The following is a 26,332-nucleotide window of genomic DNA, read 5'->3' as shown; positions in this document are numbered from 1 at the left end:
AATATGTATAACATAACTATTATAGAAGATAACGATGGGATAAGAAACGAACTAAGTAAGCTTTTAGAGCGTTATGGTTACAGTGTTTCTTTAATAACTGATTTTAGTAAGGTTATAGAAGATATAGATTTAGAAAACACTAACCTTATTCTTTTAGATATTAATTTACCTTATTTTGATGGATATCATATATGTAGAGAAATAAGAAAGAAATCAGAAGTTCCTATAATTATAGTTACAAGTAGAGATAGTGATATGGATGAAATTATGAGTATGAATTTAGGTGCTGATGATTTTATAACAAAACCTTATAACACAAATATCCTTATAGCTAGAATAGAATCAATTATAAGAAGAACTTATAAGGGAAAAGATAAGGGGTCTGATAAAATTACATATGATGATATGACTTTAGACCTTTCAAAAGGAATTTTAGTAAGAGGAGATAAAGAAACTGAACTTACTAAAAACGAAATTAAAATTATTTCTTTTTTAATGCAAAATAGGGGAGAAATAGTTACAAGAGAAGACTTGATGGAGCATTTATGGAGCACTGATTACTTTGTAGACGATAATACTTTATCTGTAAATGTAACTAGAATTAGAAAAAAGATAGCTGAACTTGGGCTTCAAAATATTATAGAAACTAGAAGAGGACTAGGGTATATAATGAAATGAGTTTTTTAGATTATATAAAAGATAAACTTTTTTTTATAATAATGAACATATTTATTTTTGGAATTATGTCAGTTCTTATGGGAATATTTAAATTTGGTTCAGGGATAGTTTTTATTGTATTTGTAATATGGTTTCTTCCTTTGATATCTTACATAATAGCTGAATTTATTAGAGAGAGAAAATTTTTTAATGAATTAAAAACAGTTACAGAAGAATTAGATAAAAAATATTTAATTGCAGAAGTTATAGAGGAGCCAAACTTTATTGAAGGAAAAATCCTTTATGATTCTTTAAGAGAATCAAATAAGGTTATGCATGAAACTTTAAATGATTATAAAAAGATTCAAAAGGATTATAAAGAGTATATAGAAATGTGGGTGCACGAAATAAAAACTCCAATAGCATCTAGTAAACTTTATATAGAAAATAATAAAGAAACAGTAGGCAAGGAATTAGTAAATGATATAAATTCTATAGATTCTATGGTAGAGCAAGTCTTATATTATTCAAAAATGGATACTGCAAACGATGATTACATAATTAAAAAGATAAAATTAAAAGATGTAGTTAATAAAGTTATTAAAAGAAATTCGAGAGTTTTTATAAGAAAGCGTATTATGGTAGAAACTGTAGGTTTAGAAGAAACTGTATACAGTGATTCTAAATGGTTAGAATTTATTATAAATCAAATTATAAATAACTCTTTAAAATATACAGATTCTTTTGGAAAGATTACTATCTCTTCTTTAGAAAATAAAGATAACGTTGTGCTTTTCATAAGAGATAACGGTGTAGGGATAAGAGAAGAAGATATAGATAAGATCTTTAATAAAGGATTTACAGGAGAAAATGGAAGAATATTTGGTAAGTCAACAGGTGTAGGATTATATATTTGTAAAAAGCTTTGCAGAAAATTAAGAATAGGCATATCTCCTAAGAGGCTAGAAAAAGGAACAGAATTAAAATTAGTTTTTCCAGTAGGGTCTACTACTAATTTTAAAGAATAAAACTTAAGGGGGACTAAAATGTCAAAAATACTTGAGGTTAAAAATGTAGAAAAGTATTATGGTAGCAGAAATAATATCACAAAAGCATTAGACGATATAAGCTTTGATGTAAGTGAAGGTGAATTTGTTTCTATAATGGGTTCTTCAGGCAGTGGAAAGACTACCTTATTAAACTGTATAGCGACTATAGATAGGGTAACAACTGGAAATATATATATCGATGATGTTGATATAACTAAATTAAAAGGGATAGATTTAGAAGAGTTTAGAAGCTATAAGTACGGATATATCTTTCAAGATTATAATGTTTTAGATATTTTAACTGTTTTTGAAAATATCGCACTAGCTTTATCTATTCAAAATATTTCTGGAGTAGAAATAGAAAAAAAGGTTATCGATATAAGTAAAAGAATTGGAATTTTTGATATTTTAAATAAGTATCCTTATGAAATATCTGGAGGTCAAAAACAAAGGATTGCAGTTGCAAGGGCTCTTATAAAAAATCCATCTATAGTTTTAGCTGATGAACCTACAGGTGCACTTGATTCTAATTCAGCTAAAAAACTTCTAGAGCTTTTAGAAGAGATGAATAAAGAATTTAATTCTACAATACTACTTGTAACCCATGATCCGTATAGTGCAAGTTATTCAAATAGAGTTATATTTATTAAAGATGGTAAGATATTTAACGAAATAAAAAAAGGAAATTCAAGTAATAAAGAATTTTTCGATAGAATAATGGAAGTAGTTACTTTACTAGGTGGAGATACTTAAGAAAAAAGGTGCATTTAAAGCACCTTTTTTTTATTTTAATTTTTGTTCTATATAATAACCTTTTGTAATAAAGGCTTTTCTAATAGTTTCAATATGTTCATAACCGTTTGTTTCAACTGTAACTTCTAAGTTTGTATTAGTTAATTTATTTCTAGCTTTAAATTGATTATGTTCAAGTCTAACGATATTTGCATTAGTTTGTCCTAAAATTTCTGATATTTCATTTAGCATACCAGGTCTATTTGTAAGTTCAACATTAAAGCAAAATAATCTTCCTCTTGAAACTAAAGCACTATTAATTAAAGACGTTATAGTTAACATATCGATATTTCCACCACTTATAATAGATACTATATTTTTATCTTTAACATTTAAAAGTTTAATTGCAGCAAGTGATGCTGCGCCAGAAGCTTCAGCTATAAGCTTATGTTTTTCGCTAAGGATTAAGAAAGCTTCAACTATTTCAGTATCTGTAACTGTAATAATATCATCTACATATTCTTTTATAATTTCAAATGTTAAATCACCAGGGGATTTAACTGCTATACCATCAGCTATGGTGTTTACAGAATCTAAAGGAGTTAATTTGCCGTTTTTAAAGCTATGCGCCATAGCACATGCCCCTTCAGCTTGGACACCTATGATTTTGATGTTTGGATTAATTGATTTTAAAGCTAAAGATATTCCGCTTATAAGACCTCCTCCGCCGATTGGGCAAAGTATAATATCGATATCTTTTAAGTCTTCATAAATCTCAAGACCTATAGTTCCTTGACCATAAATAACATCAATATCGTTAAAAGGATGAAGGAAAGTCATACCTTTTTGCGATTCAATTTTTCTAGCTTCATTATAAGCATCATCATAACATTTACCGTGTAGTATAACATTACCACCTAAATCTTTAGTAGATTGTACTTTAAGATAAGGTGTTGTTTCAGGCATTACAATAGTGGATTTAACAGAAAGAAGATCAGCTGCATATGCTACACCTTGAGCATGGTTTCCAGCTGAGGAACAGACTACACCACGAGATAAATCATCAGATGAAAGCGATTTAATCTTGTTTAAAGCTCCTCTAAGTTTATATGCACCTGTAAGTTGTAGGTTTTCACATTTCATATAAACATTATTTGAAGTAAGCTTAGAAAATACATTACTATGAAGTAATGGTGTTTTGATTACTGTGTCTTTAATATTTTCTCTTGCAGTTTTAATTTTGTCTAAATGCATAAACTGCACCCCCTTTTAGCCTTTTACTTTATTATACATTTATTGAATATATAGTACAAACAAATAATCACATTTGTCCTTATAAAAAAATATATTAAATTATAGATGTATAGAGTTTTAGGGGAATTTTAATTTTGGAGAAATTTTGATTATGGATAAAGGGATTATATACAAAATAAAGAGAATTATGGGCCTTGTATTTTTAACAGTTTTATTATTTGCTATATATTATTTTTTGTTTCATAATTCTAGAGATATATTTACTTCTATAGTTATGAATATAGCAAGTATTCCTTTAAATATGTTAGTTACAGGGTATATATTTAATGAGATATTAAATAAACGGGAAAAGGCTAAAATAGAAAAAGAAATAAATATGCTAATTGGAATATTTTTTAATGAAGTTGGTACGGAAGTTTTAAGAATATTTGTAAATGCTGATGATTGTATTGATGATATAAGAGACAAATGCATTATAAAAAGGGATTTTACTAAAAAGGATTATGAAAATCTTATGGAGATTTTCTTAAATAATGATTTTTGTGCAAAGATTGATGGTATTGACCTTTTTGACCTTAAGATGATTTTAAATGAAAAGAGTAATATTATAATTGATTTAATTTCAAATACTATTTTAAAAGAAAAAGAAGGCTTTACAGATGCTGTAATTTCTGTTTTGCATTTAAGAGATGAATTAAACACTAGATTTTATTTAAATAAAATAGAATATGAGTATGAAAAAAAGCATTTAGAAGAAGATATAAATATATCCTATAGATTAATTGCAGTGAGGTGGGTTAATTATATAGAACACCTAGGAACCTATTATCCACAATTATTTACTAAAGCTTTAATAAGTTCACCTTTTGATAATAGGGATTTGAAAACAAAGGATGAAGAATATTTAAAAAAATAAATATACTATTTTAAAAATACAGGTAAAGTATCATAATATAAATAAAAGAAAATTACCTGTATTTTTAGTGAGGTGTAAATATGGACGTATTAATTATGAAAATAACTATAAGGAATTCTTTTGTAAAGTCATTAAAAGAAAAGAGAATGATAAGATTAAGCATAATTGGAAGACTTAAAAATAAATTTAATATTTCTATTTCAGAGATTGGTTATCTAGATGATCATAAATTAATGCAGTTAGGAATAGCTGGAGCTTTTAGTGATGTTAAAGTATTACATAGCGCAAAAGAAAAGATTATAGATTTTGTTGAAAGTAATATAGAAGGCGAAATTATAGATATTGAAGAAATAGCTGAAATCTTTTAATATATATTTAAAAATATATTGTGAGGTTTTATTATGAAATTAAGAAAAGCAACAAGAGATGATTTAAATAATTTTGAAGATATTTTAAATAGGGTTTTAGAATTAGGAAAGGTTACAGGCTTAAATTGGACTGAAAATTACCCAAGGAAAATTCATTTTGAAGAAGATTTAAAAAATGATGAATTATATGTTTTAGAAGATAATAAAGAAATAATAGGCGCAGTTTGTTTAAATGATAAATATGATATTAATTATAATAAAATTAATTTTTCTTATTCTAAACGTGCCCTACTTATACATAGACTTATGATAGATGGAAAGTTTTCAAACAAAGGTTATGGCAAAAAAATGATCAGAGAAATTGAAAAATTTGCATTAGATAACGGATATGACTCTATAAAATTAGATACTAACGAAAAAAATAAAATAGCTCAAAAGTTATATTTTGGTTCAGGGTACATAAAAAAAGGTATGATGAACTTAGAAGGAAAAGAAGGAAATTACATAGCGCTTCAAAAAATTCTAAAATAACTATTGACAAGCTATCTAAAAAAATATATATTAATATACAAGAAATGTAAAATTAAATAAATTCTTATCAAGAGCGGTGGAGGGACTGGCCCTATGAAACCCAGCAACCTATAAATATTTAAGCGTATTTTTCGTGTCTTAAATTATTTATAAGGTGCTAATTCCAGCAACTATTAAATTTTAGTTGAAAGATGAGAGGGTAGATTGAAGTGAGTTTTATATGCACTAGAGATTTAGTCTCTAGTGCATTTTTTATTTATAAAAGGGGGCTAAAATATGATTACTATAAAGAATATTAAAAAGAGTTTTGGGGATTTAAAAGTTTTAGATGATGTTTCGTTAGAAATAAACGAGGGAGAGATATATGGAATAATAGGGCATAGTGGAGCTGGTAAGTCAACTCTTTTAAGGTGTATAAACGGTCTTTCAAGCTTTGACTCTGGAAGCATAGAAGTTTTTAAAAATGAAATAAAAGATTTAAGTAAAGAGGAACTTTTAACTCTTAGACGTGATATTGGAATGATATTTCAAAACTTTAATCTTTTAGAGAGAAAAACAGTTTTTGAAAATGTAGCTCTTCCTCTAGAACTTTGGCAAAAGAAGCTTAGGCTAAGTAAAAATGATATAAGACTTAGGGTTAACGAACTTTTAGAACTTGTAAATCTAAAAGATAAAGAAAATAAAAAACCAAAAGAATTATCAGGAGGTCAAAAGCAAAGGGTTGCTATAGCTAGGGCACTTAGCTTAAATCCTAAGATACTACTTTGTGATGAGGCTACATCAGCATTAGACCCAAAGACAACAAGAGATATATTAAGCTTATTATCTAAAATAAATAAAGAATTAAAAATAACTATAGTTATAGTTACACATCAAATGGAAGTTGTAAAGGAGGTTTGTGAAAAAATAACACTCTTAGTAGATGGGAAAGTTAAAGCAGAAGGTTTTTCAGAAGAACTATTTTTAAAGCCAAAAAATGAGCTTAAAAATTTCTTATCTGAAGATGATATAGAGGTACTTCCGCAAGATGGTATTAATATAAAAATATATTTTGGAAAAGACTCTTCAGAAAATGCACTTATAACTAAGATGGCAAAAGAAACTTTAAAAGATTTTTCTATAGTTTTTGGAAAACTTGAAAAGTTTAGAGAAGATGTAATAGGTAGTTTAGTTATAAACGTATCTAAAGAAGACGAAGAAGTTATATTAAATTATTTAAAAGATAAAGATGTAGAATGGGAGGTTATATAAAATGTTTGAAATTTTAATAGAGGCTTTAATTCAAACTGGGATAATGGTTTTTCTATCAACATTTTTTGCACTTATAATAGGCTTTGTTATAGGCGTAGTATTAACTATTACTTCAAGCGATGGTTTAAAGCCAAACAAAATAGTATATAGCACATTAGATTTTATAATAAACATTTTAAGAAGTTTCCCATTTGTTATTTTAATGGTTGTTATTATTCCGATATCAAGGTTTATAGTAGGAACTTCAATAGGAACAGCTGCAACTATTTTTCCGTTAACTGTAGCTACAGCACCATTTATTTCAAGGATTATAGAAAATTCGTTAAGAGAAGTAGACAAAGGAGTTATTGAAGCGTCTAAATCTTTTGGGGCATCGGATTTTCAAATAATCTTTAAGGTTTTATTAGTTGAAGCTATTCCAAGTATAGTTTCTGGGTTAACTTTAACAATAATTAGCGTTATAGGATATTCAGCTATGGCAGGGGCTATAGGTGGAGGAGGACTTGGAGATGTAGCTATAAGGTATGGATATTATGGACTAAAGCCAGATATTATGATAGCTACAGTTATTATTCTAATAATAGTAGTACAAGGACTTCAAAGTTTAGGAAATTATTTTTATAAAAAATTATCAAAATAAATATTTAGGGGGCAATTAGATATGAAAAAAAGATTAGTAGGAACATTATTAATAGGAATTTTAAGTATAGGATTAATAGGATGTACAGGTAAAAGTGCAGAGGATGATAAAACTATAACTATAGGAGTTACACCAGTACCTCATAAGGAGATAGTAGAAATTGCTAAAAAGGATTTAGAAGATAAGGGGTATAAAGTTAATATAAAAGAATTTACAGACTATGTAATTCCAAACACTTCACTCTCTGAAGGAAGTTTAGACGCAAACTTTTTTCAACATATACCTTATTTAGAAGAAACTAAAAAGGCTAAAGGGTTAGACTTAGTTTACACTAAAAAAATTCACCTAGAGCCTTTAGGACTTTATTCTAAAAAGATTAAAAGCTTAAATGAATTAAAAGATGGAGACACAATATCAATTCCAAACGATCCATCAAATGAAGCTAGAGCACTTAAACTATTAGCTCAAAATGGAATTATAGAAATAAAGGATGGAGAACTAATAACTCCAAAGGATATAACTAAAAATCCTAAGAATCTAAAATTTAAAGAACTTGAAGCTGCAGCTCTTCCAAAAACTCTTGAAGATGTAGATGCATCTGTTATAAATGGAAATTATGCAATAGACTCGGGGTTCTCAGTTAAAAAAGATGCAATAATTAAAGAAGATAAAGATTCAAAAGGTTCAGAGCCTTATGCAAATATCTTAGTTGTGAGAGCAGAAGATAAGGATTCTCAAAAAATTAAGGACTTAGGAGAAGCGTTAACTTCACAAAAAGTTAAAGACTTTATTAATGAAAAATATGATGGTGCTGTAATCCCAGTATTTTAAAATTTTAGGATATTAAGCTTTAAAGTTTAATATCCTTTTTTCTATAAAAAAATAAGATGTTTTACTTCTGTATCTTTAGAGGTTAAAATTATAATTATAGATAGATTTTTGGAGGTATAACAAATGGAGGTTTCTAGCATATTAGTAAACTTAAAAGGAAGTGATGTTTTAAGTATTATTAATGACTTTATAAAAATAGAAGGTCTTAATCTTGATTATGTAGAAATTAATAATGAAATTTTAATAAAGGGCAGTTATAAAAAATTATTAAAAGTAAACTTTGAAGGTGCAATAAGCAATATAGAATTAAATAACAATAATATAATATGTAATTTTTCAAAATTAAAAGTTTATAAGCTTGGAATGATTAGAATGATAAGAAGCTTAGCACTAAAAATAGGATTAAATTTTTTAGATGCTAATGGAATTTCTGCAAATAAAAATAAAGTAGAAGTTAATGTGGACGAGCTTTTAAAAGATTTAAAATTTATAAGTTTAGATATAGAAAGTATTAATATTAAAGAAGATATACTTGAAGCTAAGGTAAATAACTTAAATTTAAATCTAGGATTAATATTAAATAAAGAAGATAAAACTAAAAAAGAAGCTAATAAAGAAGAAGTAGTAGAAGAAGTAAAAGAAGAAGTTAAAGATATAGAAAATGTAGAAGTAACAGATATAGTATTAAGAGAAGATTTAAACGAGGAAGAAATAGAAGAAAAAGTTTTAGATGAGTTTGAAGAGGAAGCTTTAAATTTAACTAGAGCTTTAAGAAATCAAAAAGAAAGAAATGACTTTTATGATAAAGGAAGAGATAAGGCAAGGGAAAAAATAAAAGATAACTTACCAAATAACGCTAAGGTTTATTCAGACTATTTATTTATAGTTCCAGATCTTTTAGCACTTATACTTAGATTATTAAAAGATGATAGAGTAAACATTAAAACAAAACTTGCAGTTTCAGCATCTATTGCATACATAGTGTGTCCAAACGATCTTATACCAAACAATATACCGCTTGTAGGTAAGATAGATGATATTGCAGTGTTATTTTTTGCATTAAATAAAATAGCAACTGATGTTCCTATGAATGTAATTATAGAAAATTGGTCTGGTAAAAATGAAATGATTTTAGTTTTAAAAAATGGTTTAGAATATATAACTAATTTTACAGGAGCTAGAAATATAGATAAGATATATAAAATAATCGAAGAATTAAGCGTACTATAATTAAGGAGATAAGTTATGGCAAGTAAATTTTATTCTGTTTATAAAGGTAAATCAGGAGTACCGATGATATTAAGGTCTTGGGAAGAATGCAAAAATGAAGTTATAGGATTTAAAGGGGCAATTTATAAAAGTTTTAAAACTTTAGATGAGGCTAAAGAATTTTTAGTATTAAGTTCTAATGGTAAAAAAATAAATGATAATATAAAAGATACTAAAAAAGTAAAAAATGAAAGCTTTATAGATGAAAATGGATTAACTATTTATGTAGACGGAAGTTTCTCTTTAGAAAAAGAGAATTTTTCATACGGGCTTGTAGCCTTAGATAAAGGTGAAATTATTTTTAAAGATAATGGAGTAGGTTTTGATGAAAAAGCTATTGCTTTAAGAAATGTTTCAGGAGAAGTTTTAGGGTCTATGAAGGCTATAGAATTTGCGATAGAAAAAGGTTATAGTGAAGTTTCTATTGTATTTGATTATCAAGGAATAGAATCTTGGGCACTTGGAACGTGGAAAAGAAATAACGATATTACAAAAGGATATCACGAATTTATAAAAGAAAAATCTAAATTAATAAAAATAAACTTTATTAAAGTTAAAGGTCATAGCGGTGATAAATACAATGATATAGCAGATGAACTTGCAAAATCAGCACTAGGAATACTTTAGGATATTATTACCACGATTAAAATTAAATAAGCTACATAATATAAATATGAAATAAATTAAAAGAGGTGTTATATTATGTGTTATAAAGGTTTAAGAGGATTAATCTTAGGAACAGTAGCCGGAGCAGCTGTTGGAATGTTATTAATGCCACAACTTGACAGAAAAACACAAAGAAGTGTGAAAAAAACAGGAAGAGTTATAAAATGTGTGGCAGAGGATGCATATGACAACATAATGGGAATGATGAAATGAAAAATTATAGGGCTATTTTCGTAATAGCCCTATAATTTTTTTATAAATTAGAAAAAATTTTTAATAAAATTTTGCCTAATTAAATTTTTAACTCAAAAAAATTAACAAGTTGTAACAAAAATATTGTATATATTTACAGGTACGTGTTATAATATATCTAAAATTACAAGAAATTTAATAAAGTTTAAATAGTATTAACAAAATTAAGTGAAAAAGAGGGAAGAACAGTATATGGAAATTTTATCTCTAGGAGAAAAAATAAAAAGAAAAAGAAAACAGTTAGATATGACTTTAAAAGACTTAGCTAAGGATAGAATTACTCCAGGACAAATAAGTTTAGTAGAGTCTGGAAGATCAAACCCTTCTATGGACCTATTAGAATACTTAGCGCAAAGTTTAGATATTACTGTTGAATATCTAATGGAGTCAGAAGAAAGTCAAGCAGAAAAGATTTGTATGTATTACGAACAAATAGCAGAGTCTTACGTGCTTGAAAAGAGTTTTATACAAGCGGATAAATACATAGAAAATGCTCTTTATTATGCTGAAATGTATAATTTAGAATATAAAAAAGCAAAAATTCTTTACTTAAGAGCAGATATTCACAAAAAGAAAGGTGAGCTGGCTTTAGCTCAGCAATACTTCCTTTCAGCAAATGTTATATTTATAAAAAATAACAAATTCAACGAGATAGTTAGAACTTTCTTAAACCTTGGAATTATTACGCTAGATTTAGAAGCGTATCATTCAGCTACAAGCTATTTAAAACAAGCTGAGAAGGTTTATATGGATAACAACTTAGGCGATGATTATCTTTTAGGAAAAATTTATTTTTATTTAGCTAAAAGTTACTATGAGGTAAATAAGGTAGGACGAGCTATGGACTATTCTTTCTTAGCTAAAGAAAAATTTGAACAAATAAACGATAAGGAAAATTATGCTAAAACTTTATTATCTTTATCAGAAGAATACAACAAAAGTGGTGATTTGGCTAAAGCTATTGAGTATTCAAAAAGAAGCTTAAAAATTTACAGAGAACTTAACGATTTTAGAACTATATCTAATATAGAAAATGATTTAGGAGAGTTTTTCTATAGCTTTGAGAATATTGAAGAATCATTTAAGCATTATCATTTAGCAAAAGAAATGAAAATGAAAAATAATGACGACAGTGTTATTTATACATTAATTAATATATGTAAAAACTATCTAAAGCTTAAAAATATTGAAAGTTGCAAAGAAGTTTTAGATGAGATTTACGAAATGCTTAGAGATGAGCAAAAAGAAGAATATATTGAATGTAATTTAGTTAAATTTAGAATGCATATCATTGAAGATAAGCTAAATGAAGCTGAGAATGTCTTAATGACAACTTACAGATATGCATATTCAAATGATTTATTCCAAAAAGCAGGTGAGTTAGCTATAACGTTAGGTAAATTCTACATTGATAACAAAAATGATGAAGATGCTGCTAAGTATTTAGATACTGGGGTAAACATATTTAAAGAAATTGGCATATTAAAAAACTAGAGTGGAATAGGTGATTTTAATGGAGATACTTTCAACTGGGGAAAAAATAAAACGTACAAGGATATACAAGGGAATAACTTTAAAGGAATTATGCGCAGATAGAATTTCTATTTCTAAAATGAGTTGCATAGAAAATGGAAAGGTAAAAGCTGATAAAGACATCTTAGAATATATTGCAGATAAATTAGCTGTAGATTATTCATATTTAGCAAAAGATGTTTATGAGCAAATAATTGAAAATATAGATATTATAGATAAGGGAAACTATAATACTACATTTGAGAATGATGTGAAATTGAATTTAGAGTACGCTTTAGATTATGGGTATGGTGACTTAGCATTTAAATTAATGCATAAATTATTTAATGGATACAAAATAAAGGGAAAATTAGAAGATATCTCAGATCTTATACCAGAATACTATAACCTATATGTGGAAGATAATACTATAGAAAAGACTATGACTTATTTTAAAGATATAGCAGAATATCTTTACGATAATTTAGAGTACAGGGAAGCTGGAACATACTACGGAAGATTATGTGAACTTTTAGAGAGGGAAAACTTAATTTCTGACGAAGAGTATGTTTACGTAAATTATAAAGAAGGAATGTGTTATCTTAAATCAAATAATCATGAAAAAGCATACAAGCACCTAAGTATAGCTAAAGAAAATATTGATAAAGTAACAAGTAATAAATTAAAAGGCTGTATTTATCATTATAATGATGTTCTAGATATACTTATGGGAAAAGATAATAAAGAATTACAAGATGCGGCTTTATCTTTCTATGGAGTAGATAGTATAGAAGCAATAGATGCAAGACTTGATTTTGCAACTTCTTACTTTACTATAAGAAAAGAAAAAGAAGCTATCGATTTAATAGATTTAAGTATAAATCTTTTAGAGGATAAAAATTCACTTGAAGCTGGAAAACTAATAATAAAATGTATAAAAATACTTATAAGTAATGGTAAATATGATATTGCAGAAAAAATATCAGATAGAGCTATAAACCTTGTTATAAGTTTAAATGACATAAAATTAATTGAACGCGGATACTATTTAAAAGGAATATTACTACAAAAAAAGGGGGAGTATAAAGAATCAGAACTATATATGAATCTTTCTTTAGACTCTTTAATAAAATGTGGTAATAAAAAAGAACTTTATAAAAGATATTTAGATATGGCTAATATGTATCATAAGCTTAATGATATTAAAGATTCGTTAAGATATTTTACTTTAGCTATGCAAACTAGAAACTAAAAAGTCTGAAAGGCTAGCACGATTGTGCTAGCCTTTTTATAATTTTCTTTTAAAAAGACATACTAAAAATGTGAACAAAAAACCAAGGTCAAATAAAGTATAAAATACGAGAAAAATGGAGAAAATAAAAGATAATTTATTTAAATCCTTAAATATAGTCTTAAATTTACTTTTACCTTCTTTGACTTTCAGCTTTTAAGAGATTATTATTTAATCAATAGATAAAAACGAAAAATGAGGTGAATTTAGATGAACATAGATAAAATGACTGTAAGGGTACAACAAGCATTAAACGATGCTAATTCATTAGCAGTAAGATTTAAAAACCAAGAGTTAGATGTAATTCATTTATTTGGAGCTCTAGTAGAACAGGAGGACGGATTGATTCCAAATCTACTAAATAAGATGGGGGTTCCAGTAAAAGGTTTAGTAAGCTCTATTGAAAACGCAATAGATAGACTTCCTAAAGTAAGTAGCAGTAATGGTGGCGCAGCACCAGTATATGCAAGTAGAAGAATCGAAGAAGTTTTAATGGAAGCTGAAAAAGTTTCTAAAAAATTTGAAGACTCATATATAAGCGTTGAACACGTTATGCTTGCTATTATGAAAGTTGATAATAAGGGAATGGTAGGAGAAATATTAAAAGCCTACAACATAAACAAAACAAACTTTATGGACGTATTAAAAGAAGTACGTGGAAGTCAAAGAGTAGAAACTCAAGACCCAGAAGGTACTTACGATGCTTTAGGTAAGTATGGTACAAACTTAAATAAATTAGTTAATGAGCATAAATTAGATCCAGTAATAGGAAGAGATGATGAAATCAGAAGAACAGTTAGAATTCTTTCAAGAAGAACTAAAAACAATCCAGTTTTAATAGGTGAACCTGGTGTTGGTAAAACTGCAATAGTTGAAGGATTAGCTCAAAGAATAGTAAATGGAGATGTTCCTGAAGGGTTAAAAGATAAAATAATATTCTCACTAGATATGGGTTCACTAATTGCAGGGGCTAAATATAGAGGAGAATTTGAAGAAAGATTAAAAGCTGTACTTAAAGAAGTACAATCAAGTGAAGGAAAGATAATTCTTTTCATAGATGAAATTCATACAATAGTTGGTGCAGGTAAAACTGATGGTGCTATGGATGCAGGTAACTTAATTAAGCCTTTACTTGCAAGAGGAGAATTACACTGCATTGGTGCAACAACATTTGATGAATATAGACAATATATAGAGAAAGATAAAGCTTTAGAAAGAAGATTCCAACCGGTTATAGTTGAAGAGCCTTCAGTAGAAGATGCTATATCAATTTTAAGAGGATTAAAAGAAAGATTTGAAATCCACCACGGTGTAAGAATTCACGATTCAGCTATAATAGCTGCAGCTAAATTATCAGATAGATACGTTCAAGATAGATATCTACCAGATAAAGCAATCGACTTAATAGATGAAGCTGGTGCTATGATAAGAACAGAAATAGATTCACTTCCTACTGAACTTGATACTGTAAGAAGAAAAAAATTCCAACTTGAAATAGAAAAAGAAGCTTTATCTAAAGAAAAAGATGAGTTTTCTAATAAGAGATTAAAAGAAGTTGAAAAGGAACTTGCAGAAGTTAAATTAAAAGATGATGAAATGTCTGCAAAATACGAAAAAGAAAAAGCTCATATAATTGAACTTAGAGATTTAAAAGAGCAATTAGACGAAGCTAAAGGAGATATTGAAAAATACGAAAGAGCTTACGACTACAATAAAGTTGCAGAGATTCAATATAGCTTAATTCCAGAAATAGAGAGAAAAATAAAAGAAAAAGAAGAAGAAGTTAAAGAAAATTCTAAAGGTGCTTTATTAAAAGAAGAAGTTACAGAAGAAGAAGTATCACAAGTTTTAGCTAGATGGACTGGTATTCCAGTAACTAGACTTTTAGAAGGAGAACGTGAAAAACTTTTAAGATTAGATAAAGAATTACAAGCTAGAGTTATAGGGCAAGATGAAGCTGTAGAATCTGTATCTAACGCTATCCTTAGAGCTAGAGCTGGACTTAAAGATGAAAATAAACCTATAGGTTCATTTATATTCTTAGGACCAACTGGTGTTGGTAAAACAGAACTTGCAAAAACTTTAGCTAGAACTTTATTTGATAGTGAAGATAGCATGATTAGAATTGATATGTCAGAGTATATGGAAAAACAATCTGTATCTAGATTAGTTGGACCTCCTCCAGGATATGTTGGATATGAAGAAGGCGGACAATTAACAGAAGCTGTTAGAAGGAATCCATATTCAGTATTATTATTTGATGAAATCGAAAAAGCTCATCCTGATGTATTTAATATGTTCCTTCAAATATTAGATGATGGTAGACTTACAGATAATAAAGGTAAAACTGTAGATTTTAAAAACACAATAATCATTATGACTTCAAATATAGGATCACAATATCTATTAGATGGTAACACTAAAGATGGAATTAGTGATTCAGCTAAAGAACTAGTAATGGGTGAAATGAAAGCAAGATTTAAACCAGAATTCTTAAATAGGGTTGACGACATAATTATGTTTAGACCTCTTACAGAAGAAGGAATAACTAAAATCATAGATATTTTCTTAAGAGATGTTGAAAGAAGATTAGAAGATAGAAACATTAAATTAAATATTACAGAAAGTGCAAAACATATCTTAGCTAAAGAAGGATATGATCCAGTTTATGGTGCTAGACCATTAAAAAGATATATCCAAAACACTTTAGAAAATAGCCTAGCTAGAAAATTAATAAAAGGTGAAATAGGATATGGTATGACTGTAAAAATTGATGGAGAAGGGGATAATATTACAATTACTCCTGAAAAATAATAGCATATAAATCATTTCAAAATATAAAAATATTAATAAGTAAAGGATAGAAATTTAATTTCTATCCTTTATTTAATATATAAAAGAGGTGATTTTATGGAGTATATTGTTCCTAAAAATAATTATTTAGCTGTTTTATCAAGTGGAAAAGGAAAAGGTTTTGTAGATTATGAGGAGGCTAAGGCTTATATAAACAGATATTTTATGGAAAATTTAAATAGGCAAGGAAGAAAAAATATATATGCAAATTATGATATGTATGAAGAAAAGTCTACTGAGGATATAGCTTTTGTTCTTGGGGCTGAAAATGATGGAGTAAGTATTTATATGATAGAAGATATAATAGACTACATAAGAGATATGGAAATTGCAACAATTGATGAAAAGGAAGAAATAATTTCAAAGCTTTTAAATGAAGAATGTAATATAGATATTTATACAGCTGGGATTAAAAGCATCTTAGAAAATATAAATCCAGTCTTTCTTTAAACTAAGTGAAAGAGTGAGGTAAATGTCAAAAAGTTAAAGTTAGCATACCTAATTACTTTTAATTCTAAGTAATGGCATAAAACTAAATTGTAAAATATTACTATAAGTAATATAATGGCATAAGTTACAAATTTAGTTTGAGTAAAGGGGGATTACTATGCTATCATATAGATTTTTATTTGACATAGCAATAATATTACTTAGTACAAAATTTTTAGGGATTGTTACAAAAAAATTTAAGATGCCACAAGTAGTTGGTGCACTTATGGCAGGATTAGTATTAGGTCCTGCGATGCTTGATGTTCTTCACGAAACAGAGTTTATATCGCAAATGGCAGCGCTTGGAGTTATCGTTTTAATGTTTACAGCAGGTCTTGAAACTGATATTTCAGAACTTAAAAAAACAGGTAAGGTTTCATTTGTAGTTGCGGTATTTGGAGTTATAATTCCTTTATTATTTGGCCTTTTAGTTTCTAGTTTTTTTAATAGAGGAGATCTTTCTTATAATGGTACAAGTAGCTTACTTAAAAATATATTTATAGGGATAATACTTACAGCAACTTCAGTAAGTATTACTGTAGAAACATTAAAAGAACTAGGCAAACTTAACACAAGGACAGGTAACACTATACTTGGTGCTGCACTTATTGATGATATTTTAGGGATTGTAGGTCTTACTATAATTACTAGTATGGCTGACCCTTCTGTTGATATATTAGAAGTATTATTTAAAATAGTATTATTTTTTGTATTTTGCTTTATAGTTGGATATTTATTTCATAAAGTATTTGTAAAATGGATAGATAGATATAGTAAAGATATGAGAAGGTTTGTCATAGTTTCATTTGTTTTTTGTTTATTACTTGCATTTATAGCAGAAGAGTTTTTTGGAGTAGCAGATATTACGGGGGCATTTATAGCAGGTCTTATAATATCAAATACAGAAAGAACTAAATATATAAATGCAAGGTTTGAGACTTTATCCTATATTTTATTATCACCTATATTTTTTGCAAGTGTTGGAATAAAGGTTGAACTTACATCTATGAGTATGACTATAGTTTTATTTACATTATTATTACTAATAGCTGCTGTATCTTCAAAAGTTATAGGATGCTTTTTAGGAGCAAAATTTTTTGATTATAAAACAAAGGAGTCCCTCCAAGTTGGAGTAGGTATGGTTTCAAGAGGTGAGGTTGCACTTATAGTTGCAAATAAAGGTATGGCAGTTGGCCTTATGAATCCGTATTTTTTAGCACCTATAGTAATAGTTGTTGTTTTTACGACCGTTGTAACACCTATACTATTAAAACTTACCTTTAAAAATTAACTGATTCACTTTTAGTGGATCAGTTTTTTTATCTTAAATTAAGTTTCCAACATTATATTAAATAGAAAATATTATTCATTTGAAAAAAACACATAAAATTAGTAAAAGTCTTATATTATTTAAATATATTGTTATTAAAATACAAAAATACTCTTAAAAAATGTTATAATTATTAATGAAAAAAATCATATAAGGTGGAAAAAATGAGCGACTATATATTAAATGAGCTTTTAACTACAAAAAAAATGCAAGTCTTTTACGATGGGGATTGTTTAAATAAAGACTTCGATACTACTTTAAAAGACTTATATTTAAAAGCAAAAGAAAAGATGCTTATAGGAGATTATAAAGAAGCTAAAGATATATTAAAAAGTTTACTTAATGAAAACACTGAATCTGTACTTTTTGAGATAAACATTTATATAGATTTAGGGTTGATTTTGCAGTATGAAGATGATTTGATTGAGGCTTTTCTTAATTATTGTAGAGCTTTAGAATTAGCACTACTTCAAAACAATGAGACTTTAATTTCAAGGTGTTTTATAAATCTTTCTGAGATTTTAATACATTTAAATTACAAAGATGAAGCTTTATATATCTATAATCAACTAACACTACAGAATATTTCAAAAGACAAGTTATATTATATAATTGCAATAGCAAATTTATCTTATCTAAATTATTACTTTAATAACACTGAACTTGGGAATTATTATTCTAAATTATTTTTTGATATCGTAAGTATAAATAAATTAGATACTATGGCGTTTAATTTATTAGGTAACTACATATTAGGAGAGAGATATATTTCAGTAGGTTTTCACGAAAAAGGGATTTATTATTTAAATAAAAACCTTGAACTTTTAGAAAGAGAAAAAAGATATGAAGAACAGGTGTGGACGTACTTAGAAAAAGCTAGACTCTACAAAAAGCTAAAGGATGAAGAATCATCAAGAGATTTTTTAAATAAAGCTTTTGTTATTTCAAGAGAGTATAATAACACAATGCAAAAGGTTCAAATACTCGAAACTATGATACTTTATGGATTTGAAGATAATATAGAAAATGAAATTATTATAGAAGTTTTATTAGAAAAAGAAAAGATGGAGTATAAACAAAAAAAGAAGCTTATGAGAGCTAATATAAAATCTATTAAAGAAAAGTTAGACCTTTATAATGAAAAGCATAAAGAAGATCTTAAAAAGAAGAGTTTAGAAATATTAAAAAATAGCTTAGAAGATATAAATGCAAAAGATATTTTAACTAATGCATTTAATAGAAAATATTTAGACAACTTTTTAAATAAAGAATATTTTTTAACAAAAGAAATGTGTACATTTATAATGATAGATATAGATAACTTTAAATTAGTAAACGATATATTAGGACATCTTTTTGGAGATGAAACTTTAGTTCAGTTTTCTACGCAATTTGAATTAGTTGTTGGAGAGTTTGGAAAGGTTTTTAGATATGGTGGAGATGAGTTTTTAATAATATATGAGCATGATACTTTAGAAGATGGAATAAGTATTACAGAAGAAATAAGAAAATGTATTACGGATATTGATGTTTTTAAAGACATAAAAAGATACAGAATAACATTATCTTTAGGTGCAGTAACTATAAATCCAAAAGATAAAAAAATACATAATTCCTTAGGTATTTTAAATAGGTGTGATAAACTTATGTATTTTGGTAAAAAAGATGGAAAAAATCAAGTTAGATATGAAGTAATAAGTTAGATGTTATGAGGTTTTATTTATGGAATATAAAAATTTTGAAAAGTTAATATTTGAATCTTTTTTAAGACCAACTGAAATGCTATGCACCATAAAAAATAAAGAGATATTTTTAGATAAGGGCGAAGAAATGTTTTTAAAAGGAATAGCCTTATCTAATTTAGAAAAGTTTTTAGAGGCTGAGGAGCTTATAAAAAGTGCTATATGCTATTTAGAAAGTGAAGAAAAGGTTATTGAAGCTTATATAGAGATGGGGAAAATAAAATGCAGAAATAACATGATGCTAGATGGAATAGTTTGGTTTTATTCTGCACTAGAAAAAGCAAGTCTTATAGAAAATAGGGCTTTAACTTACTCTGTTTTAATAAATATAAGCTATGTTATTTCTTTTTATGGAATGCACAAAGAATCAATAGAAATATTAGATAATATTGATATATCTAAATATAAAAAGATAGCTAATAATGAAATATATAATTTATCGCTTATAACGATAGCAACTATATATTATAAGAATAATAAACTTAATTTAGGAGAAAAGATAGAAAAAGAGATATCCTTTAAAAAGGTTAAGGATAGTTTTGTCTTAAAAAAATATAAAAATATAATGGAGCTTTATAAAGCTCTAGCTTATAAAAATTTAGAACTCGGAGAAAAGAGTTATAAATATTTAATGGAGAATACAAATTATGATGTTGAAAGAGTAAGATATAAATATGTATTTTTTAAGCTTTTAGACGGATATAAGGAAAAGGAATTTATAATAGGTTTTTTAGAAGAAATAATAAAAGATTCAATTAAATATGGAAATGATTTTATTTTATTAAGAGGTATAGAGGATATTTACAATAAAGGATATATAAAAAATATTTCAAAAGATATATGTATCAGTGTATTTTTAAGAGAAAGTAAAAGGTTTAATGAAGAAAAGCAAAGTTTAATGAACTTTACTATAAACAATATAAGTGAAAAACTTTTACTTAAAAAGAATCTTTTAAATAGAAAAAATAAAATATGTAAGTTAAGTGAAGAAATTTCAGAACTTAAAGTTGAATCTGTAAAGGATGGACTAACTGGCGCGTTTAACAGGCTTTATTTAGATAGTTTTAGTGCAGATAGGCTTAGAAAGAAATTCTTTACTATAGCTTTTATGGACCTAGATAATTTTAAATTAGTAAACGACACTAGGGGACATATATTTGGAGATAGAGTATTAGTTGAAATGTCATCAAACCTTGAGTGTTTACTACGAAATAAAGGAAGCTTAATAAGATTTGGCGGAGATGAGTTTATAGTTTTCTTTGAACACAATGATATTGGGGAAGGATTAGAACTTATAAAATATATTCATAAGAATATAAATGGATTAAGTGTAAGTAGGTACTCAAAATATGATATAAGTGTATCTACAGGTTCTTTGACTATTGAAAAAAGTAGAATGTTTGAAAAAAGTATATATAAATATATAGAAGAATGTGATAGGCTTATGTATAAAGTGAAGGGAGATTCAAAAAATAACTTCATACATAAATATATTTGTTAGTAGATAATTAAAATATAGTTAATTTTAACAAGTAAGTATATATTTATAGTATAATTGTTTTAGTAAATCTTTTAGTTTTAGGAAGGAGAAAATATTATGAGATATGGAAGTTCAAATCCAGCAATGGAAAAAGGATTTAATTCTATTTTAGAATCAGATAAAGAAGGACAAATGACTGTATCAGGAAGTGTTGTAAAAACTCTTATTTTACTTGCAGTTTTAGCTGTAAGTTTTATATGGAGCTATGCATACGTACCATTTAGTTATGGAACTATGATGATAGTATCAATACTTACTTTAGTTATTGCAATGATAACAACATTTAAACCAGAGGTAGCAAAATTCACTGCAATCATTTATTCTGCTTTTGAAGGTCTATTTTTAGGAAGTATTTCAAACCTTTTTGATCAGTACTATAACGGAATAGCAGTACCAGCTATTTTACTTACAATAGTTTGTGTTGCTGTTACTATGTTAGTATATGGTAAAAATCCAAGCATAGCTGATAAAACTAGAAAAGGGGTTATGATAGGTTTAATAACTATCTTAGTAACTTCATTAGTTTCAATGGTTTTAGGTTTCTTTGGAGTAAGTGTTCCTATTTACGGAAATGGACCTATAGGGATAGGGTTTAGTTTGATTGTAGTTGTATTAGCAACAGTTAGCTTAATGCAAGATTACGATTTTATAGTTAAGGGCTCTAGAATGGGCGCACCTAAATATATGGAATGGTATGGCGCATTTGGTTTAATGGTTACTTTAGTATGGTTATATCTAGAGATATTACAACTATTAGCTAAATTAGTTAGTGATAATGATTAAAAGATATGAAGCTTAAGCTTCATGTCTTTTTTTATAACTATCTTAAAAAATATATATGATATAAGTTTAAACTTACTATATAAAAGTAAAGACCTAAAATTTTGAAATTTATAAATTATATTGAATTTAAAATATAAATGTTTTGTAAAGTAAGATTTTTGTATAAAATTAAAAAAACTCCTTAAAATAAAATTAACATAAGGAGTGATAAAGATGCATGAAATAATTAACTTTAAAGATAATAAAGACGATTTAAAAGAAAATAAAAGGGGTATAGATGGAAATACACCAGAGTATTATAAAAATTTTAGCAAAACTTTAAACTGTGAATGCCTCGATTCAGTTAAAAAAGAAGAAGAGGTTAAAAGTACTCTAAAATAAAAAAGGTATCTAAAGATTTCTTTAGATACCATAACTTTTATATTATTTTTTTATAATTTTTTTCTCATATCTACTATAAAGTATTAACGCTATACTTGAGAAAATTATAGGGCCTGCTATTTGGAATATAGTAGCTACATAATCTCCTGAAACTATAATTGGTTTAATTATAGTAAAGAAGTTTGCAAAAGCTATTGTAATTATTACTATAGTTACCCAAAATCTAATTGCCTTACGTGATTTATAAACTTCAAAAGGTTTTTCAATTTCCTTTTTCTTTTTAAATGATATAAAGGCAAATGCTATAAACATATAAGGTATTGTCATAGCAACATTACTCATAAGGATTAAATAATTTAAAAAAGTTGATGCTGTGTCACCACCAAATGATGAGATTAATATAATAGCACATACTACTAAGCATTGAATCCACATAGCGTTTTTTGGCATTCCATTTTCATCTATTTTTATAAATGATTTTGGCCAAAGTTCTTTTGGAGTTCCTTCTATTAACTGCTTTATAGGTGAGTAAGTTAACGTAAAGAAAGCACCAAGTAAAGCTAAGAACATTGAAAGACCTATAAACCTTGCAAACCAAATCCCAATCTCTAGTGAAGCGCCTTGAGTTAGGTTAAACGCTTGTCCTAGAGAATACCCTAAGTTTTGCATAACAACATAACTTGCGTTTGCCATATTAACATTTGGATTGTTTAAAGTTTCTGACCAATTAGTAAAAAAGCCTACACACAATATTCCAAGAGAGTATCCTAAGGCTATTAAAACCGCTGAGATTTTAATTCCTTTTGGGAAAGTTTTCTTTGGATTTTCAGTTTGATCCACTAAACCACCTATAGCCTCTAAACCACCGTATGCAAAAACAGCAAAAACTACAAACCCAAAAATACCAACTGGTGATTGGTAGGTCGGGTCAGGTGATGTGAAAAAGGCAGCTTTAGTAATAGGTTCTGCTAACTTAAAACCGTTAAGTGCTAGAACTATAAAAGCTCCAACTAATAAAACTACATTAGATAAAGCTACGAAAGTACCACCTATAGACGTTACTTTTTTTATGTCATCTAAACCTTTTGATGATGTATAAGTAACTAAAGAGATAAATATTATTCCAAGTAGTGCCATAGTCTGTGGTGCACTTAGTCCAAATAATGACCAAGAGGCTGTGTTATCTTGACCAAATAAAAGGTTTGAAAAAGGTACCCAGATTGATGAAGAGGTTGATACCATCCAAATTAAATATGATGTATACCACATAAAAGTAACTACAAAGGCATACTTTGGACCTACTGATTTATCCATCCAAGAATAAATACCACCACGTTCCTTTCTAAAAGCAGCACCGTATTCAGCCATCATTAAACAATAAGGTAAAAAGAATGTTATAGCTGAAAGTACATACCAAGGAATTGATGAATATCCCATTAAAAGATAAGCTCTTGCGATATTTGTAAAACCAAAAACTGACGTAAATATCATTAAGATTAATGATAGAAGCGTCAATTTGTCTTTAGTTTGTTTTGTACTCATAAAAAAATCCTCCTAAGTATAAAAATAATTTTATTATAATACTTTATCACATTAAAGTGGAGGTCAAAAGTTAACAATCTATGAAGGCGGATTAGTTATATTATATTTTAAATAGTAAAATAGTATTAAATAAAATATGAAACGATAAAATAAAAATACTTGTAACAGTTTGTTTACAAAAATTTCAATATTAATACAATGAAATTTGTTATAATTTTAATATTATTTTTTTATAGTATATATGTAGTTGCTCGCATTTTGTCGAGCTAAAATTTCGGAGGTTTATTATGAAGAAGATTTTAAGCGTATTTAAAAGGGATATCCGAGCTATTATGAAAAATCCAATCGCAATTTTAATAGTGGTAGGGATTTGTATTATTCCTTCTCTTTACGCGTGGGTAAACATTAAAGCGAGCTGGGACCCTTATTCAAATACCGGCACAATACCAATTGCAATAGTCAACAATGATAAAGGGGCAAAGTTAAATGACAAAGAACTTAACATGGGTGACGATGTAGTTGATAAACTAAAAGATAATGATAAGATTGGTTGGAAATTTGTAGACCAAAAACAAGCAGATATAGGTGTAGTAGATGGAACTTATTATGCTGTAATTGAGATACCAGAAGATTTTTCTAAGGATTTAACAAGTCTTACAACTAACGATCCTAAAAAACCAGACATTATTTATAAAGTAGATACAAAAGCAAATCCAGTATCAGGGAAAATCACAGGTGCAGCGGAAGAGTCATTAGTTCAAGAAATAAAAACAAGTTTTATTTCTACTGTAAATGCAACAGTATTTAGTTCTATAGGTGACGTTTCAAAGCAAGTTGAAAAAAACAAAGACAATATAATAAAAATGAAAAATGAAATTATATTATTAAATGATCATATGGATACTGTGCTTAATATTTTAGGGGATGTATCTCAAAATTCAGAAAATCTAAACACTTACCTTTTAGGAATAAAAGATACGTTACCAAGTCTTACTAAAAGTTTAGAAGACATGCAAAAAAATACTAAAGATGCTAAAGGGTTAGCAAGCTATACTAAAAATAGTTTAAATAATTCAATAAGCAATTTAGAAACTAACATGAGTAATTTAAAAGCATCTAGTGATAGAATGAATGTAGCTATTAAAAATTTAATGGATGATGTTAATTCAGGAATAGATAGTAGCACAAGCAGTTCATTAAACGTAATAAGACAAAACGCTCAAAGTATGAAAAAAAATATTGAAGCTTTAGTAACATATCTAAGGGCTATTAATGATAAAGTTCATAATGAAAGCTTAGATAAGTTAATTAAAAGCTTAGAAGGAATTAATACAACTATAGATAGTGAACTTAAAAAGATAGATGATATTCAAAATTCTATAAATAGTTCAAATGGAAATATTAATTCAGAACTTCAAGGGTTACTTGATATCTCAAATGGTATAAGTAGTAAGGTTAATAACACATTTAATGAGTATAATTCATCTGTAAAACCAGAACTTAATAATATATTTGATAAGTTTATTAATTTGACAAACGATGCAAATAAGATATTAGAAGGTTCTAAAAAGACAGTAACTCAAATTAATACTATTATAAATTCCGCTATAGACGGAACTAAACTTACAACAGAAACTGCAAATCATCTAAAATCAACCTTAGAAAACTTTAAAGGTGATATAAGTGAATTAAGTAAAAAATTAAAAGAAGTTAACGATAATGATCTAGCTAAAATTCTTTCAATAATTCAAAGCGATCCAGATTTAATGGGAGAAAATATAGCAACACCTTTTGATGTTAGAGATGAATCAATCTACAAAATAGCAAACTACGGAACAGGAATGACACCTATTTATTCAGTTCTTGCAATTTGGGTTGGAGGATTTGTTCTTACATCAGTACTTAAGACTACAGTTCCAGAATTTCCTGGAAGTGAAGAACTTACACCTAGGGATGTTTACCTAGGAAAGCTTATATTATTTTTAGTACTTGGTATTATCCAATCACTAATAATAGTACTTGGGGATAAGTATTTGCTTGGGGTGCAAGTTGATAATATGCCATTATTTTTAGCGTTCTCCATAGTTATAGCATTATGTTTTAATATAATAATATATACTTTAGTATCCTTACTTGGAAACTTAGGTAAAGCTATATCTATTATAATAATGGTTTTACAAATAGCAGGTTCAGGTGGAACGTATCCTATACAATTAGACCCTGTATTCTTTAGAATAGTTCAGCCATTTTTCCCATTTACCTATGCATTAGGTGGATTTAGGGAAGCTATAGCAGGACCTCTAGTAAGTAGCGTAGTGATGGATTTTGCAATGCTTATATTATTTGGAGGAATATTCTTGATTATTGGTATTCTATTTAAAGAAAAGTTAGATAAAAAAATAAGTCGATTCGAAGAAAAATTCGAAGAGTCTGGAATTGCAGAATAGGGGGCT

General features: G+C 27.3%; 24 protein-coding genes and 1 riboswitch. Of the genes, 22 read left to right on the top strand and 2 right to left on the bottom strand.

Translation table 11 applies throughout. The annotated features are described in order from the left end of the window. Positions 1-3 precede the first annotated feature (3 nt). From M4I33_RS12680 to M4I33_RS12670, 3 genes are read left to right on the top strand one after another with little or no spacing between them, the layout of a single operon-like run. Positions 4-678 (top strand): response regulator transcription factor, encoded by a 675-nt coding sequence (locus tag M4I33_RS12680; RefSeq protein WP_257917139.1) that lies wholly within the window; start codon positions 4-6, stop codon positions 676-678. Then, a complete protein-coding gene (locus M4I33_RS12675; RefSeq protein ID WP_257917138.1) occupies positions 675-1,685 on the top strand; it encodes a HAMP domain-containing sensor histidine kinase in 1,011 nt (336 codons plus the stop codon). Before M4I33_RS12680 ends, M4I33_RS12675 begins: the two co-directional genes overlap by 4 nt. 18 nt (positions 1,686-1,703) lie before the next feature. After that, positions 1,704-2,459: an ABC transporter ATP-binding protein gene (locus tag M4I33_RS12670; RefSeq protein WP_257917137.1), complete on the top strand. Its 756-nt coding sequence runs from the start codon at positions 1,704-1,706 to the stop codon at positions 2,457-2,459. 30 nt (positions 2,460-2,489) lie between these two features. On the opposite strand, the gene ilvA is transcribed toward M4I33_RS12670, so the two are convergent. Beyond that, a complete protein-coding gene (gene ilvA / locus M4I33_RS12665) occupies positions 2,490-3,692 on the bottom strand; it encodes a threonine ammonia-lyase (RefSeq protein WP_257917136.1) in 1,203 nt (400 codons plus the stop codon). 151 nt (positions 3,693-3,843) lie between these two features. On the opposite strand from ilvA, the gene M4I33_RS12660 reads away from it, so the two are divergent. From M4I33_RS12660 to M4I33_RS12575, 18 genes are all read left to right on the top strand, one after another. Beyond that, complete coding sequence (locus M4I33_RS12660; RefSeq protein WP_257917135.1) at positions 3,844-4,608, top strand: hypothetical protein; 765 nt, start codon at positions 3,844-3,846, stop codon at positions 4,606-4,608. A gap of 80 nt (positions 4,609-4,688) precedes the next feature. Further along, positions 4,689-4,976 (top strand): DUF503 domain-containing protein, encoded by a 288-nt coding sequence (locus M4I33_RS12655; protein ID WP_194189694.1) that lies wholly within the window; start codon positions 4,689-4,691, stop codon positions 4,974-4,976. Positions 4,977-5,009: 33 nt separating this feature from the next. Beyond that, the gene (locus tag M4I33_RS12650; protein ID WP_257917134.1) at positions 5,010-5,507 is read left to right on the top strand and encodes a GNAT family N-acetyltransferase; all 498 of its coding nucleotides are present in this window, start codon (positions 5,010-5,012) and stop codon (positions 5,505-5,507) included. A gap of 61 nt (positions 5,508-5,568) precedes the next feature. Next, positions 5,569-5,705: riboswitch (SAM riboswitch) on the top strand. Positions 5,706-5,783: 78 nt separating this feature from the next. Beyond that, complete coding sequence (locus tag M4I33_RS12645; RefSeq protein WP_257917133.1) at positions 5,784-6,758, top strand: methionine ABC transporter ATP-binding protein; 975 nt, start codon at positions 5,784-5,786, stop codon at positions 6,756-6,758. A gap of 1 nt (position 6,759) precedes the next feature. Continuing rightward, positions 6,760-7,398 carry a methionine ABC transporter permease gene (locus tag M4I33_RS12640; protein WP_257917132.1) on the top strand — a complete coding sequence of 213 codons (639 nt, stop codon included), beginning with the start codon at positions 6,760-6,762 and terminating at the stop codon, positions 7,396-7,398. 21 nt (positions 7,399-7,419) lie between these two features. After that, complete coding sequence (locus M4I33_RS12635; protein WP_257917131.1) at positions 7,420-8,229, top strand: MetQ/NlpA family ABC transporter substrate-binding protein; 810 nt, start codon at positions 7,420-7,422, stop codon at positions 8,227-8,229. 123 nt (positions 8,230-8,352) lie between these two features. Beyond that, positions 8,353-9,459: a YkvA family protein gene (locus M4I33_RS12630; protein ID WP_257917130.1), complete on the top strand. Its 1,107-nt coding sequence runs from the start codon at positions 8,353-8,355 to the stop codon at positions 9,457-9,459. A 15-nt stretch (positions 9,460-9,474) separates the two neighbouring features. Further along, the gene (locus M4I33_RS12625) at positions 9,475-10,125 is read left to right on the top strand and encodes a ribonuclease H family protein (protein WP_257917129.1); all 651 of its coding nucleotides are present in this window, start codon (positions 9,475-9,477) and stop codon (positions 10,123-10,125) included. 75 nt (positions 10,126-10,200) lie between these two features. Continuing rightward, on the top strand, positions 10,201-10,377 hold the full coding sequence (locus M4I33_RS12620; protein ID WP_194189701.1) for a hypothetical protein: 177 nt from the start codon (positions 10,201-10,203) through the stop codon (positions 10,375-10,377). Positions 10,378-10,608: 231 nt separating this feature from the next. Beyond that, positions 10,609-11,910 (top strand): helix-turn-helix domain-containing protein, encoded by a 1,302-nt coding sequence (locus M4I33_RS12615; protein ID WP_257917128.1) that lies wholly within the window; start codon positions 10,609-10,611, stop codon positions 11,908-11,910. 19 nt (positions 11,911-11,929) lie between these two features. Continuing rightward, complete coding sequence (locus tag M4I33_RS12610) at positions 11,930-13,180, top strand: helix-turn-helix domain-containing protein (protein ID WP_257917127.1); 1,251 nt, start codon at positions 11,930-11,932, stop codon at positions 13,178-13,180. A gap of 249 nt (positions 13,181-13,429) precedes the next feature. Beyond that, positions 13,430-16,033 carry an ATP-dependent chaperone ClpB gene (clpB, locus tag M4I33_RS12605; protein WP_257917126.1) on the top strand — a complete coding sequence of 868 codons (2,604 nt, stop codon included), beginning with the start codon at positions 13,430-13,432 and terminating at the stop codon, positions 16,031-16,033. A 96-nt stretch (positions 16,034-16,129) separates the two neighbouring features. Then, positions 16,130-16,522 (top strand): hypothetical protein, encoded by a 393-nt coding sequence (locus M4I33_RS12600; RefSeq protein WP_257917125.1) that lies wholly within the window; start codon positions 16,130-16,132, stop codon positions 16,520-16,522. A gap of 157 nt (positions 16,523-16,679) precedes the next feature. Further along, a complete protein-coding gene (locus M4I33_RS12595) occupies positions 16,680-17,852 on the top strand; it encodes a cation:proton antiporter (RefSeq protein ID WP_257917124.1) in 1,173 nt (390 codons plus the stop codon). 203 nt (positions 17,853-18,055) lie between these two features. Beyond that, entirely contained in the window at positions 18,056-19,594 is a 1,539-nt protein-coding gene (locus tag M4I33_RS12590) for a GGDEF domain-containing protein (protein ID WP_257917123.1), read from the top strand. Between the two features lie 19 nt (positions 19,595-19,613). Then, positions 19,614-21,134 (top strand): GGDEF domain-containing protein, encoded by a 1,521-nt coding sequence (locus M4I33_RS12585; protein WP_257917122.1) that lies wholly within the window; start codon positions 19,614-19,616, stop codon positions 21,132-21,134. A 96-nt stretch (positions 21,135-21,230) separates the two neighbouring features. Beyond that, entirely contained in the window at positions 21,231-21,956 is a 726-nt protein-coding gene (locus tag M4I33_RS12580; protein WP_257917121.1) for a Bax inhibitor-1/YccA family protein, read from the top strand. A gap of 213 nt (positions 21,957-22,169) precedes the next feature. Continuing rightward, positions 22,170-22,337, top strand: coding sequence for a hypothetical protein (locus M4I33_RS12575; RefSeq protein ID WP_257917120.1), 168 nt, complete (start codon positions 22,170-22,172; stop codon positions 22,335-22,337). Between the two features lie 42 nt (positions 22,338-22,379). On the opposite strand, the gene yjeM is transcribed toward M4I33_RS12575, so the two are convergent. Next, positions 22,380-23,879: a glutamate/gamma-aminobutyrate family transporter YjeM gene (gene yjeM, locus M4I33_RS12570; RefSeq protein WP_257917119.1), complete on the bottom strand. Its 1,500-nt coding sequence runs from the start codon at positions 23,877-23,879 to the stop codon at positions 22,380-22,382. Positions 23,880-24,166: 287 nt separating this feature from the next. On the opposite strand from yjeM, the gene M4I33_RS12565 reads away from it, so the two are divergent. Beyond that, positions 24,167-26,326 (top strand): YhgE/Pip domain-containing protein, encoded by a 2,160-nt coding sequence (locus M4I33_RS12565; RefSeq protein ID WP_257917118.1) that lies wholly within the window; start codon positions 24,167-24,169, stop codon positions 26,324-26,326. Positions 26,327-26,332 lie beyond the last annotated feature (6 nt).

Origin of the sequence: Clostridium sp. LY3-2 (assembly GCF_024705715.1) — a bacterium.
Taxonomy (GTDB): domain Bacteria; phylum Bacillota; class Clostridia; order Clostridiales; family Clostridiaceae; genus Clostridium.
This window is presented reverse-complemented; position numbering and strand designations above follow the sequence as displayed.

Coding starts and splice junctions, on each gene's coding strand:
- M4I33_RS12680 (WP_257917139.1), top strand. CDS start 4: ATGTATAACATAACTATTATAGAAGATAACGATGGGATAAGAAACGAA.
- M4I33_RS12675 (WP_257917138.1), top strand. CDS start 675: ATGAGTTTTTTAGATTATATAAAAGATAAACTTTTTTTTATAATAATG.
- M4I33_RS12670 (WP_257917137.1), top strand. CDS start 1,704: ATGTCAAAAATACTTGAGGTTAAAAATGTAGAAAAGTATTATGGTAGC.
- ilvA (WP_257917136.1), bottom strand. CDS start 3,692: ATGCATTTAGACAAAATTAAAACTGCAAGAGAAAATATTAAAGACACA.
- M4I33_RS12660 (WP_257917135.1), top strand. CDS start 3,844: ATGGATAAAGGGATTATATACAAAATAAAGAGAATTATGGGCCTTGTA.
- M4I33_RS12655 (WP_194189694.1), top strand. CDS start 4,689: ATGGACGTATTAATTATGAAAATAACTATAAGGAATTCTTTTGTAAAG.
- M4I33_RS12650 (WP_257917134.1), top strand. CDS start 5,010: ATGAAATTAAGAAAAGCAACAAGAGATGATTTAAATAATTTTGAAGAT.
- M4I33_RS12645 (WP_257917133.1), top strand. CDS start 5,784: ATGATTACTATAAAGAATATTAAAAAGAGTTTTGGGGATTTAAAAGTT.
- M4I33_RS12640 (WP_257917132.1), top strand. CDS start 6,760: ATGTTTGAAATTTTAATAGAGGCTTTAATTCAAACTGGGATAATGGTT.
- M4I33_RS12635 (WP_257917131.1), top strand. CDS start 7,420: ATGAAAAAAAGATTAGTAGGAACATTATTAATAGGAATTTTAAGTATA.
- M4I33_RS12630 (WP_257917130.1), top strand. CDS start 8,353: ATGGAGGTTTCTAGCATATTAGTAAACTTAAAAGGAAGTGATGTTTTA.
- M4I33_RS12625 (WP_257917129.1), top strand. CDS start 9,475: ATGGCAAGTAAATTTTATTCTGTTTATAAAGGTAAATCAGGAGTACCG.
- M4I33_RS12620 (WP_194189701.1), top strand. CDS start 10,201: ATGTGTTATAAAGGTTTAAGAGGATTAATCTTAGGAACAGTAGCCGGA.
- M4I33_RS12615 (WP_257917128.1), top strand. CDS start 10,609: ATGGAAATTTTATCTCTAGGAGAAAAAATAAAAAGAAAAAGAAAACAG.
- M4I33_RS12610 (WP_257917127.1), top strand. CDS start 11,930: ATGGAGATACTTTCAACTGGGGAAAAAATAAAACGTACAAGGATATAC.
- clpB (WP_257917126.1), top strand. CDS start 13,430: ATGAACATAGATAAAATGACTGTAAGGGTACAACAAGCATTAAACGAT.
- M4I33_RS12600 (WP_257917125.1), top strand. CDS start 16,130: ATGGAGTATATTGTTCCTAAAAATAATTATTTAGCTGTTTTATCAAGT.
- M4I33_RS12595 (WP_257917124.1), top strand. CDS start 16,680: ATGCTATCATATAGATTTTTATTTGACATAGCAATAATATTACTTAGT.
- M4I33_RS12590 (WP_257917123.1), top strand. CDS start 18,056: ATGAGCGACTATATATTAAATGAGCTTTTAACTACAAAAAAAATGCAA.
- M4I33_RS12585 (WP_257917122.1), top strand. CDS start 19,614: ATGGAATATAAAAATTTTGAAAAGTTAATATTTGAATCTTTTTTAAGA.
- M4I33_RS12580 (WP_257917121.1), top strand. CDS start 21,231: ATGAGATATGGAAGTTCAAATCCAGCAATGGAAAAAGGATTTAATTCT.
- M4I33_RS12575 (WP_257917120.1), top strand. CDS start 22,170: ATGCATGAAATAATTAACTTTAAAGATAATAAAGACGATTTAAAAGAA.
- yjeM (WP_257917119.1), bottom strand. CDS start 23,879: ATGAGTACAAAACAAACTAAAGACAAATTGACGCTTCTATCATTAATC.
- M4I33_RS12565 (WP_257917118.1), top strand. CDS start 24,167: ATGAAGAAGATTTTAAGCGTATTTAAAAGGGATATCCGAGCTATTATG.